Source organism: Paenibacillus sambharensis (assembly GCF_003233845.1).
GTDB classification, from domain to species: domain Bacteria; phylum Bacillota; class Bacilli; order Paenibacillales; family Paenibacillaceae; genus Paenibacillus_I; species Paenibacillus_I sambharensis.
In genome coordinates, this window is the sequence record NZ_QKRB01000051.1 from 224,357 (window position 1) to 236,697 (window position 12,341).

Below are 12,341 nucleotides of genomic sequence, written 5' to 3' on the forward strand. Positions count from 1 at the left end.
CCTACAGCCTGAACCACCGGTTGACCCGGCCCACGCGCCGGTAAGCCTGAAAGCTGACGAACATGCCAACCAGGAAGATGATCAGGCCGGCATAATACAGCTTGCGGAGGACTATCTCTAACCGGCCCTCCCCATCGCTGCTAACGATGAAGCCGGCCGATACGCCGTTGACTGTCATTGTCCCCCGCTGCTTGCCGCCAAAGCTAAGTTCCCACAGCGCGCCCGGCGATTCCATATAGTTCAGCAGCACCCTGTCCTGCTCCGGATTGTCCAAGGTAAAGGTCCGCTTCATCGTATCGGTGCGCGAGAATGTTACCTGCTTCGTCTCCAGCTCCGCCGGGAAGAACGTCTCATAATCCGTCCCCTCAAATGCGATGGCCTGATCCAGCATAATAAGATCCTTGTAAGGGACGATGCTGAAGTTCTTCATCTCCAAGAATCCGTCTTCCGTCTTGTCACCCCGCGCCCAAACATGGAACTGCATCCGCGTTGCCCCTTCCGGCACACGAATAAGCTGCTCGTAACGGTTCCACCGGTGTTTGTCCTTCTCTTCCACCTCATCGATGTAAACCGTGTCCACGATTTCCTGTTCATCGTTAAGGAACAGCATCTTCATATGACGAGCTGCAGCGTTCACGGATCTGGCTTCAACTGACAGCAGATATTCGTCCAGCTCGTGAACCGGTATTTTCCCGGATGCATAGCTGTACCAATCACAGGAGTACGTTGAATCATAATCAATCCGCAGCTTGGATCCCTCCATCTGATACTGGTACATGGATGAATCGATAAAGTCATATTGGGAACAGCTCTCCTGCAGCTGGTCCGGAACGAAGTCCGGCAGTTTAATATCATTCGGATCGAATCTATGCAAATCGTCAAGCATGCTTAAGGAAGGCACCTTGCTGTCGAACCCGAACGAGATCGTATAACTGCCTCTAAGCAGCGGCAGACCGCGAATTTGTACATCCTGAAGCTCCTCGTAGTACCCGTCAGCCTCCCGGTAGACCTTCTGAAAGCCGTCCTTCTCCGGTGCGGTATCTATCATAATATCCGGCTCCGAAGGCTGCCCGGCTGACTGCTCGGGCTTGCTCAGCTGCTCCATCCGGATCAGCCGCTCCGTCACTTCACCCGTATCGTTGTTGCGGATATGAACCTTCAGCTCCCCCTGGTGTTCCGCCGTGCCGCTTACCCGCAGGACGAACGAATAGATGCCGCTCTTTACAATATCAACATGACGCTCCAGCTTTCCGCTCTGCGAGCTGATTCCTCTGCCGAGGGAAAGCTTGGGAAAGACCCTCTCACTCTGGATGTTCCCGGTATAAGAGAAATCATTCTCCGCCTCCAGCGTAAAGAACAGCTTGCTCTTGTCGATCGCACGCGTGACCGGCGCCTGCAGCTCCTCCAGCTCCTCAGTCGGAACGATAGCCAGCAGGTTAACCGCATTGAACCCTTCCACATTCTCGACGGTAATGGCATTGTCCCCCGCAGCAAAGGTATGCTCCCCCAGATCAATCCAGGCGAACTGGCTGATGCTGGCGTCATAGGTGTCGACCGTCTGTGAACCGTCCGGAAATGTAATCTTGAGCTTGCCTCCCTTATGGCTGAAGAAAGGACGGATATAGACCGACGCTGCCGCCGGCTTGTCGAACGATCTGGTCATTGTGAACTCGTTTGGTTTTCTGAAGGCCTCCAGATCCAGAATCTGGATATCGTGAATCCACCAGTAGCTTTTCTGCTCCGGCCGCTGGAAGGCCAGCAAATCCATGCGCATATACCTGGTATCGGCCGGCGAAACATACTCCCCAAAAAACTGGATCGTGTCAAAGTCCGTCTGCTCCGATGGAGCGACGACATAGCTCACCCCAATCTCCTCCATCTTCTCGTTATAGAAGCGCACCTTCAGATGCAGCTTATTCGTCCCCCTGCCGGAGATGACCAGCTTGAACTGATACGGATTATTGGGCTTGGCATCCAAGACTCCGGATTTGGCAACCTGCCATATGTTATCGGGATCGCTCTTCACGACCTCGCCGTGCAGCATCGGAATGTTGTTCAGTTCAGTTCTTGGATTGGCGGTTACCTCAAAGAGCTCGGGATTATCCGCCTTGAAGAAATTGTCCATCCGGAGCATGGAATCAAAGTCAGCCACAAGCTCACCCTGGATCTCCTTCAGCTTGTAAGGGAGAACATCGAGCTTCTGAGAAGCAAAGGTAACCCCCATGCCCGCTCCGTAGTCATGATCATAGGTGAAGTTCTTGATCCCCTGCGACGAGAGAAACCAGGTCCACTCGCTGTTCTTGACCAGCGTCTTCGACCATTTCAGGAACGCATTCGCTTCATCAATCGCTTCGAACGGCAGCAGGTAATAGCTGCTTGGCAGCTCGGACAACCACAGGTCCAGGAATCGATTCGCTTCGATATAATCACCTTCGTTAGCCTGGGAAATATGGGACTCTTCATCCAGACTCGTGAAGATAACCCCTTCATTGCGGAAATGAAAGCCCGGGAACGATTGATAGCTGACCATCCGGCTGTACCCGTACGGCGTAAATACCTTCTTCGGCACCTCTGCCAGGTAAGGCAGCCGCAGCGACGGGTCCAGCGCGAACAGGCTGAATATCTGGTTGTTATAATGCGGAATAAGCCCTTCCTGGCTGTTTAGCATCTGCAGATGGAAGTCCTGCCGCTCCTCCTGGCCTTCATATTCATCATGATAGGCGAGCTCGTTCACTCCGAACACGCTGAGAAGCGGAGCGAGCTTCTGCGTCATTCCTTTATCCAGCAGTTCATGGAGATAGTTCATATAATAGGTGATGCTCATCGCATTGCCTTCATGGTGAAAGATTGTATTCTTCTGAGAGGAGTAGACCTGAATATCGCCTGTCGCCTTCACGTACCCCCCAGTCTTGTCCGGGTTCTGATTCCAGAACGGTGTCGCCACGCCGGTATTGCTCTGCGTCATATTGTCGGCAATCGGCAGGTACAGAATCTTGCTGGAGAAGTTATCCTTGTCAAGCATATGCTCCCCGGCATCCTTATACGCCTGCGGAACCGCAACGGGTTTATAGAAGCCGTTAATATAATGGGTATGCATCGGCTCCAGATACAGCCACATACTTACCAGCACCAGAATTAATGCTCCAACCTTCGTGATCCGGTGCAGAAAAGAATGGCGGAGATGGTGATAAAAGTAAACGATCCCGAACGTCAGCAGCACACTGAAGTTTACGGCCAGCAGCCCAATGAATTTATTCGGGTCCCGAAACACTGAACCGATGACCGGCGTCTTCGTCACGATAACCACAAAGATATCCGCGAACCAGCTCAGCGTCACCCCTGTGGCCAGAATGATGAATAGCAGGGCAAGCAGCGTAAAAAACAACAGAATCGGATTGCGGTAAGCGCCGAAGATAACGGCATACAGCATCACAATCAGCAGCACGCCTCCGCCAATATAGAACGTGACCGGAATGCTCTCGAGCGAAAACATTGGCCACCAGTAGCTCATAAAATAAAGCACATTGCTGATGCTGCTGTTCCGGCTGAATAGCGACAGGGTATCCACCACATTGATATTGTGCTGGGACGCTTGAGCACCCATCAGGATGCTTCCGCCATACATTGATAACCAGAAGAAGCTGTGCATAGCGAAGAATACACCGAAGGCTGCAGCCCGTACCGCAAAATGCTTGAGGATCTGCAGCTTCTTCTTCCAGCTCTGCCTGCGGTGCGTAAACAGTGTCTTGGCCATAATCAGCACGCCGATGACGCCCAGGTAGAACAGGCCGAAGAAGAAATAATGAATGGCCGCAGCGCTGATCGTGAAGACAAGGCTGAGCGCAATCAGATCAAATATGTTCCGCTGGTAGAGTCTGGCACGGTGCAGCTTGTAATTCGGAATCAGCTGTGCCTGAAACTTCGGATCAAAGCTGTTAAAGAAAAACATCAGAACAAGCGGAAACAAGCTGTAGCCGCACAGCAGGTAAATATGCTGAATCCGGACAATTACCCACGGGTTGAGCGCATAGAAGAGCGAACCTGTTATTAGGGCAATAATGGTAATGAAATGAAAATGTCTGGAAAAATAAATGCTGACAAGCCTTTTCGTAAACAGGTACATCGAATAAGCCGAGACCAGCACCAAGGTTAGGATAAAGCTCTTGAGCAGTACTGGCCCGCTGGCTCCGAACGCCTGTGAGAGCAGGTAAAAGGGCAGAATAAACAGCAGCCTGGGCACATTGAACAGCGTTGCCGTGCTCCAGCGTTCATTCCACGCCCCGTAGATTTCTTCCATATAGCGGTCTGAGGAAAAGCCAAAGGCCAGGTCGCTGAATACGACATGCCCCGGTCCCAGCACTGGCGCCATATAGGCCGCGATCAGCAGCGTTAGGATGGTTAACGCAACCATATCATAGCGGTACGTATAGGCTGCTGCGGTCAGCTTCTGCTTCAGCACTGCCCTCTTCATATCCGAATCACCTACAGTACCGGAAAACTAATGGTCACCAACAACCCGCGCGCTTCATTTTCCAGCAATATTTTACCGCCTATCTGTTCCATAAACTGATCGATCTGATACAGGCTGAAGCTCTCATCATGGTCCTTCCGCGAGTAGGTCGGGCTGAAGTAATACTTCCGCAGCTCGTTGCGGATACCGCCGCCGGTATCACGCAATTGAATGCAAATCCGGTTGTTCTGGAAACGGCAGATGACATTGACTTCATCTTCGTGCTCGTCCAGCTCGTCCTCATCCAGCATTCGCTTCTTCAAGATGGCCTGATAAGCGTTCTCCAGAATACCGCGAAACGTCTTCTCCAGCAGCTCCCGCTGAATCATCACTCTTGGCGTGTGCTCGAACTGCTGTTCAAACCGGATGTTTCCAGTCTCCATCCTGCCCTGGACGTACAGCATGGCCTCCGCCCACACAGCCTGCACTTCGACATCCTCGTTAGCCGCACCCATATTGATCCGCTGATCCAGAAGCGACTGCGCTTTGCCGAGCTCCTCGGTTACCTGCTGGAGCTGTTCCTTCGTATGCAGATACTGCTGGACAAAGTGGCTGTTCAGCTCACCGAAATACCGCATTGTCTCGCGCGTCTGATTATTCTTGTCCACGAACCCGTCCAGTGTTTCCGCAACATTCTGGTAATACCCCAGCAGCTTATACTCGCGGTCTTCCTGACGCAGCTTATTCACCTTGCGCTGCACGGACGAGAGCACGTAGTGAATCTGGGCATGCATCCTCCCGTACACCCGTTCCTCCTTCTCCTTCCAGGTCTGGCGGACCTCCAGCTGGCTGTACTCATGCGCCTCAATCCGATGGGCCGCTAGAAGCTCCTGCATGCGCCTGAACTGCTTCAGGCCCACGAACAGTCCGAATCCCGCAAACGCGGTCAGCAGGAAGAGCAGGATTGTGCTTTGCCCTTCCAAAGCTTGCAATGCTTCAGCTTCCGGCTGGCGGACGGTTAAGAATAGAGACTGTCCATCCAGATTGACGAATGAATAGGCATACCAGTCGCCATCAAGCTTCTCATACCCGGTATTGCCGTCCAGCATCTTCTTGGATATAGGATTAATACTCCGTTTCAGCATCGATTCGGGATCTGGGGTAGCAACGATCTCATATTTGTTATTGAATAATTCCACAGCGGCGGAAGACTCGGCAGACAGCAGCTCCACAAGCCCGGAATGGTTCAGTTCGCCTACAAAATAACCCAGCACCTCCTGGCCGCTGACAATCTTGTAGAACAGATGCTGTAATGCGGATTTGCCCTCAACAGTAAAATCACCGGCAACCCACGGCTGCTCGAACATTTGCTGCTTCAGCTGGACGCCTGCCTCTTCGATACCCTGCTCCGTGCTGGAATAAGCCGGCTTTTGGTTCGCATCAAACAGATAGACGCGGTTAACGTCCTTCATTTCCGTCCACACCGGCAACCGGCCCTCGTCTGCGAGGAACGGAACAGCTTCCCTCTGCATCCATAGCTCCAGCTGGTACTGCAGCTGCTTATAGTACAGGCCCGCCTGCCGCTTCTTCTCCTGAAGTGTGCTCTCCAGCAGCTCCTGCTGTCCGTCCAACGCCAGCTGTGTCTGTCTTTTCACTAAATATCCCGCGGTTACAGAGGCAGGCAGCAGCGCAACAAGCAAGGTTACAGCAGCCATATAAATGAGGGAAGCCTTCCTGATCCGTTGCATCATCTTGTCCTGCTCACCTTCGTCCTCTTCTTCATAATACTGGAGATCGCGATCTCCAATTCAAGCCTGACCAGCGGCTTTCGCAGCAGGGTTAGATTGGTTGTACGGTTGATCACAACATCCAGCTTGGCATCCAGCTCCATCAGCTGAAGATGGCCATTCGCCTCATAGAGGATGACAAGCTCCGAATCGAGCTGGATAAATACCCGGTTCAGATCGTCCAGGCTATAGGCATCGATATCAAGAATATAGACCTGCTGCGGATCATCCGCCACCTGTAGCTCCAGCATCGTTTCCAGAGAAAGGCTTGCAGGATAGTGCAGGGTGCCTTCCCTGCGGAACAGCTCCTTTCCCTTCTGCCACAGCTTCATCACCGGACTAGCCAAGAACGAGCAGTAGAGCTCCAGCTCCTCGAGCAGCTGCTGGTTGGGAGTGATCACAACTACCCTTAACTCATCCAATCGCCAGTCCCCCTGCAGACGAAACAGCTGCTTCCTGCCCGACATAAATAAGCATGAGCGGTTTATCATAGACAATGGTTTGTCTAATCCGCTTGATCGGAAGGACGCCGCGCTTCGTAATCAGCTCCCTGCCTGCAGCGGACTGGTCGCCCAGCACCAGATCCCGCTCCAGAGCTTGGGTTGTCGGCAGCTTGTTGTCAGGAAAATAGTACCGCAAAGACGGATGGATCGAGACGATCACCCGGTTCTCGTCGCACAGTAGGTAGAGCTGTTCCTGGTCCTCCAGAAGCTGAATGAACGTATCCAGCGTGCGGCGGTGCAGCCTGCACTCCTCCTGAATGGCATGCGCATGCTCAACAGCGTTCCGAAAAAAAGTCTTGGTCTCTTCATTAATCTGGATTGGTTTCGTAATAAACCGGAATATCCCCCCGTGATTGGCGACCGAAATGATGGTATGTACCTGGGTGTAGCCGGACAGCACAATTCTTACCATATGAGGATACAGCTTCTTCACAATGTTAAGCAGATCAAGCCCGTCCATATCGGGCATCCGGATATCGGTTACAATAACGTCGAAGGTCTGTTCGCTTAGAATATCCAGCGCCTCTGGCCCGCTTCTCGCCAGTTCAATCTCATATTCATCAGACAGCAGCCGATGCAGCAGCAGAAGTACAATTTCGTCGTCATCCACAAACAAGATTTTGCCCTTGCGATTCATGACGCTGCCCCCTTCTTAAATTGAGACTTTACGATCTGCGAGACTCCGATACAGGTCAGGCATGCGTACATGTACAGAACCCCTGCGGTAAGCAGCGGGTGCTTCACATATGCCATCAGGTTGTCTCTCCGGTACAGCACTGGACGGAAGAAGTACCAGCGGCTCAGCGCCTTCCGGAACCCGTTAGCCTCAGCCTCCAGCGTACGGTCCATAACGGAGAAGTAGTATTTTTTCTTCGCTGCGATATTGCGCAGGGTAACATATTTCTCGTCATGCATGACACCGGTGAATACCGCCCGTTTGATTGTGCCGCCCTTCTCCAGATAGCGGATTGTAGGCTGCGTCTCCTCGAACGAAATCTGTCTGGTGTTAATCCCCCCGGTGGACTCATACTCCTCCATCCGCCAGAAGCGTGCGGCTTCAATCGAGTTAGGTCCGATCTCCGTGCCTGCGTTATTAATGATTGTGCGTTCAAACACCTTCACCTTCGAGTAATAATTCGTATACATCGTGAACGGAATTTCGGGAATGACCAGCCCGCCGACCTTCGTCTCCTTGCGAAGATACGCCACACAATCTCTTACCAGATGCTCCTTCAGCACCATATCTGAATCCAGGATATACAAGTACTGTGCATTCAGCTGCTTGGCTGTGTTCACTGCAGCAGCGCGCGCGATTCCCCTCTCGCCGTGGGGAAGCTCAATAATATGAACGCGGTCGCTGCCGCCAGCCGTATCACGGAGAAGTTCAACTGTATGATCGGTAGATCCGTCATCTGCAATGATTATATGGAGATCCTCGTAGGATTGGGAGAGACAGCTCTTCAGACACATGTCTACATAAGATACGCTGTTATAAGTGGAAAATATAATGGCCACCCGTTCCTTGCCGGCATATTCTGTCATCGTGCCCCTCCTTCCTTCGCATACAGCTGATCCATCCACCGGTCAAAGCTTGCTGCCGTATGCCGCCAGTGGAAATTTAGCGAGAACTTATAGGCTTTCTCCCTCATTAATTCCGCCTGCTCCGGCTGTTCGATAACCTGATTCATGAAGCCCGCCAGATCCTCCACCTTGTTCTCCGAACAAAGAAAACCGGCCCGGCCTTCATCAACCGCATCAATAATCCCTGGTGAATGGTAGACAATACTCGGTGTTCCTACCGCTCCGGCTTCCGTAATAATAAGCCCCCATCCCTCGCGGAGCGACGGGAACAAGAGTGCATGAGACCGGCTCATCAGCTCCAGCTTGCGGCTGGCTGAGACAAAGCCGAAGAAGGTTACATCCCGGCCTTCATTCTCTTCTCCATAAGACAGCCCCGCTTCATCCATAATGGGTTTGAGCACTTCCTGCACATAACGGTGGTCGGTCTTGCCGACAACCCAGAGCTTCGCCTGCGGATGCTTCCGCTTCACTTCCGAGAATGCCTTCACCGTATCATCAATGCCCTTGTAATGAACGAAGCGGCCTACATAAATAAAGACAGGGCTCGCCTCCTTCTCCAGGAACTGCTCACGCGGCCAATGCTCGAACTCAATCCCTTCAGGCAGCACCGTCATTTTATCCGGATTAAAGCCGGCGGCCAGCAGATCCTTCCTCGTGGAGTTGGAGACCGTCATCGTATAGTCATGCCGCGACAGGCGCAGCATCGGCGTTTCTGTCCAGTAACCCAGCGTGCTGACCGGAAACTTTGCGTTCAGATGCCAGATTTCTCTTGTAAGCTGGTGAATGAAGAAGATCCTTTTGGATGCCTTCACCCACAGCGGCGTGAAGAAGCGATGCGTATTGCACTGATCCACGACATAATCGATCCGTGACTGATGTTTGGCATAATACCGTTGCGCATGGAAGATAACACTCAGGTTCCCGCCTTTGCGGATATATCGCACGCCGTCGATCCGTTCATCCGGGTTTGCTCCAGGGAACATAGGGGAGTAATGAATGATTTCATAACGGTCAGTGTCCAGCCTTTTCAGCATTTCATGCGTAAATACCTCCGCCCCTCCGCTCTTGGGCGCCTTAATGTCTCTCCAGGACAAGAATAGAAGCGTTCTCTTCTTCCCGTTCATCACGTGTCACCTTCCAGCGGTATAGGATTAGATCAAGCAGCAGCAGCAAGTCCAGCAGGATAAAAGCGGCCGTCTCCTGAATCATTACAGCAGCGATGTTTGCATGCATAAGCTGAAGGGAGACAACGAGCAGGGCTGATACGGCCCCAATATAATACAGATGTCTGGAGCGGCCCAGCGCAATATTGACGTAGATGAATAAACTGGCAAATGTAAAACTGGCATACATCACGGCCGACAGCATGGTGAGCTGTGCATCCACCGCATAGCGCTCGCCGAACAATGCCGGAATCACATGCGGCGCAGCAAACTGGTACAGCAGGATTGCGGTGAAGGCTAGAAGCATCATGAAAGCTATACATTTCCAAAGGAGGGAAAACAGCTTGCCCAGGTCCTGCTTCCGTGCAGCGAACTCGGGCAGGAGTACGGTCAGCAGACTCATGCCGACGAACACGATCAGCTGGCCGAACCTCACAATAACAGCATAGCTTCCGGATTGCTCAGGCAAATAATAATTCACAATCATCAGATCGAAGGAGGTGAAAAAGTAAAAGAAAAACTGGCTGCATACAATGGCCAGAAGCGCTGCAGATACTTCCCTCCAGGGAGGACTAGCCTCCGCCTTGCGGAACCACAGCCTCCGGCTGTCCCTGTTATTCATCCATCCATGCAGGAGGGATGCCATCATTCCGATCCAGATGGACAAGAGTACGGTAAAGACATCCGTAAACCACTGCAGCAGCAGAACCAGAACCAGCAGCTTGGCGCCCGCTTCGGTATACATGCTGATATTCATGGCAAGAAACCGCCGCTGCCCTTGGAAAATGCCCCGCTGGATGCACAAGAACAGATGCGTGATCAGTGTCAGGGCGATGATCGTAATCTCCATTCCGTCCGCCCTGGTCAGCCGCCCGATTAACGGGAACAGTCCGATGAACAGCCCGGTGTACAGGACAGCCGCTGCACCTGCAATCGTCCGCACTGCCTGAAGCGATTCTCTTCTTATCCCTTCACCGTCAGAGAGGGTCCTTGCGGTAAACATCTGAATGGATACGCCAGCCGTAAACAGGATGGTACACAGGGCTATCAAGGCATTCAGCTTTCCGTACTGTATATCCAGCAGATGCCAGCTTACATAAATATGGAAGAAATAATTAAACCCGTTCAGTGCGGCATCCAGTATCGGAAACATCACTCTCTGCAGCTTCAGCATCCGGCCATCCCCACCTTATCCAGCATGCAGTCACAAGCTCTTGTGGTGGAACCGCAGCTTGAGCAATGTCTTCATAAATTGCAGTGAATCATGTACAATCCGCACATGAGAGCCGTCCCTGTCGGTACAGATCACTGGCAGCTGCAGAACACGGAAGCGGAGCTTCTTGGCCAAATACAGCATTTCCAGATCGATTGCCAGACCTGAGCTGACATTCAGGTGAGGCAGTATGTTCTGAGCCGCTGCATGGTTGAACGCTTTAAGACCGGTTTGAGAATCATACACACCGTAAGGAAGGAGCGGCCTCGTAAGCAGTCTCTTGAAGAAGCTCATCACCCGGCGGCTAACCGGCCGGTTCTCCGTCGTCATGTCTTTGGTGCCCACCACAATATCGTAGTACCCCGCCTTGATGATGTTCAGGAATTTGGCAATATCATCAATGTGGAAGGAATCATCGGCATCGACGAAGACGAACATATCCGCATCAATTGAGGTCAGACTTTCAATATAGGTGCCGGCCTTGCGCGTATTATGCTCAAGCGCCAGCGATGAGAAGAAGTTAATATGAGATATGTATGTAGTCCGCTGAAGATAAGCCTTCTTGAACTTCTCCACAAGAGGCTGTGTCGCATCCCTGCTGCCGTCATTAATGAAATATACCGAAACATTCACAAAGCTGGTCTCAATCAGCATCTGCAGCTTGCCCAGGAAATTCAGCACGTTATCAAACCGGGATTCCTCATTATACAGAGGCAGGACAATGGCAACCCGCGACTGAATGACCGGATATTCCGGATGAATAATGGTCTGCACTAAATTCGCAAGCTTATCGGTCAGCGCCGGCTTCCAGGCCATTACCCGGAATTGTCCGTAACCCTGCACATTCTGGTACAGATCGCGATTGAACGGTTTGACAAAATCCTGGATGACCAGTATGCCGATATGCGGCACCTGCTGCCGTATATAATGGATAGCTTCTTCGGTGCCCTGCTCGCTGCACAAATCAACAATTACCATAATATAATCGCTGATATCATACCGGGCTGCTTCTTCCAGCGGTACCATTTGCAAATCGTAGAAGCTGATTATGGAGGAAAAAGGTATTTTGCGATTTCTGTCCGTAATGATTAGCACGCGTGATTTCAACTTTATCCACCCCAGCCGTTATCATCCTGCTGATCCCTGTCATGAGGACAAGCGGTTATTCTCGCAATCCTGCAGCACACGCCGCACTTCATCAAATTCGAAGGGCTTGCCTATAAAATCATCCATACCGGCAGCTATACACCGGTCACGCTCCGACTGCATCACATATCCTGTCATCGCTACAATAACCGGCCGTTCCCCCGGGGGATAACGTTCCATAATCGCTTGGGTGGCCCCGATTCCATCCAGTCCGGGCATACGAATATCCATAAAGATAAGATCATATCTGCCTCCTTTCAGCGCGGCCAAAACCTCTTCACCGTTGTAGGCGGCGCAGGATTCATATCCCCACCGCATTAGCACCATCTGCAGCAGCTCCACATTGACCAGATTGTCCTCAGCAATCAGTACCCGCAGCTTATTCTCCAGCATGACAGATGCCTCTCTTCTATCCAGTACTTATTACCTCTACTTTACCTGCCAGGTATTAAAAATGTTTTTCTTACATATTAATTTTACTAAGAAATTTGTTGGTTA

9 protein-coding genes are annotated in these 12,341 nt (G+C 51.8%); all 9 read right to left on the reverse strand.

Going from position 1 to position 12,341, the window contains the following annotated elements; all coding sequences use genetic code 11:
* Nucleotide 1: 1 nt before the first annotated feature.
* From DNH61_RS17405 to DNH61_RS17445, 9 genes are read right to left on the reverse strand one after another with little or no spacing between them, the layout of a single operon-like run.
* Entirely contained in the window at nucleotides 2–4,471 is a 4,470-nt protein-coding gene (locus DNH61_RS17405; RefSeq protein WP_111147947.1) for a polysaccharide biosynthesis protein, read from the reverse strand.
* Nucleotides 4,472–4,482: 11 nt separating this feature from the next.
* Entirely contained in the window at nucleotides 4,483–6,201 is a 1,719-nt protein-coding gene (locus DNH61_RS17410; protein WP_111147948.1) for a sensor histidine kinase, read from the reverse strand.
* Nucleotides 6,198–6,659, reverse strand: a complete 462-nt coding sequence (locus tag DNH61_RS17415; RefSeq protein ID WP_111147949.1) for a hypothetical protein — start codon at nucleotides 6,657–6,659, stop codon at nucleotides 6,198–6,200. The genes DNH61_RS17410 and DNH61_RS17415 overlap by 4 nt, the downstream gene beginning before the upstream one ends.
* Entirely contained in the window at nucleotides 6,652–7,377 is a 726-nt protein-coding gene (locus DNH61_RS17420; RefSeq protein WP_111147950.1) for a response regulator, read from the reverse strand. Before DNH61_RS17420 ends, DNH61_RS17415 begins: the two co-directional genes overlap by 8 nt.
* Entirely contained in the window at nucleotides 7,374–8,282 is a 909-nt protein-coding gene (locus tag DNH61_RS17425) for a glycosyltransferase family 2 protein (RefSeq protein WP_111147951.1), read from the reverse strand. Before DNH61_RS17425 ends, DNH61_RS17420 begins: the two co-directional genes overlap by 4 nt.
* Nucleotides 8,279–9,445, reverse strand: coding sequence for a glycosyltransferase family 4 protein (locus DNH61_RS17430; protein ID WP_111147952.1), 1,167 nt, complete (start codon nucleotides 9,443–9,445; stop codon nucleotides 8,279–8,281). Before DNH61_RS17430 ends, DNH61_RS17425 begins: the two co-directional genes overlap by 4 nt.
* Nucleotides 9,396–10,658, reverse strand: a complete 1,263-nt coding sequence (locus DNH61_RS17435; protein WP_111147953.1) for a lipopolysaccharide biosynthesis protein — start codon at nucleotides 10,656–10,658, stop codon at nucleotides 9,396–9,398. The genes DNH61_RS17430 and DNH61_RS17435 overlap by 50 nt, the downstream gene beginning before the upstream one ends.
* A gap of 30 nt (nucleotides 10,659–10,688) precedes the next feature.
* Nucleotides 10,689–11,804 carry a glycosyltransferase gene (locus DNH61_RS17440; protein WP_111147954.1) on the reverse strand — a complete coding sequence of 372 codons (1,116 nt, stop codon included), beginning with the start codon at nucleotides 11,802–11,804 and terminating at the stop codon, nucleotides 10,689–10,691.
* 39 nt (nucleotides 11,805–11,843) lie between these two features.
* The gene (locus DNH61_RS17445) at nucleotides 11,844–12,236 is read right to left on the reverse strand and encodes a response regulator (protein WP_111147955.1); all 393 of its coding nucleotides are present in this window, start codon (nucleotides 12,234–12,236) and stop codon (nucleotides 11,844–11,846) included.
* Between the last annotated feature and the right edge of the window lie 105 nt (nucleotides 12,237–12,341).

Bases quoted from the DNA above. Each gene is read 5' to 3' on its own strand.
- DNH61_RS17435 (WP_111147953.1), bottom strand. From the start codon at position 10,658: ATGCTGAAGCTGCAGAGAGTGATGTTTCCGATACTGGATGCCGCACTG.
- DNH61_RS17425 (WP_111147951.1), bottom strand. From the start codon at position 8,282: ATGACAGAATATGCCGGCAAGGAACGGGTGGCCATTATATTTTCCACT.
- DNH61_RS17405 (WP_111147947.1), bottom strand. From the start codon at position 4,471: ATGAAGAGGGCAGTGCTGAAGCAGAAGCTGACCGCAGCAGCCTATACG.
- DNH61_RS17420 (WP_111147950.1), bottom strand. From the start codon at position 7,377: ATGAATCGCAAGGGCAAAATCTTGTTTGTGGATGACGACGAAATTGTA.
- DNH61_RS17430 (WP_111147952.1), bottom strand. From the start codon at position 9,445: ATGAACGGGAAGAAGAGAACGCTTCTATTCTTGTCCTGGAGAGACATT.
- DNH61_RS17445 (WP_111147955.1), bottom strand. From the start codon at position 12,236: ATGCTGGAGAATAAGCTGCGGGTACTGATTGCTGAGGACAATCTGGTC.
- DNH61_RS17410 (WP_111147948.1), bottom strand. From the start codon at position 6,201: ATGATGCAACGGATCAGGAAGGCTTCCCTCATTTATATGGCTGCTGTA.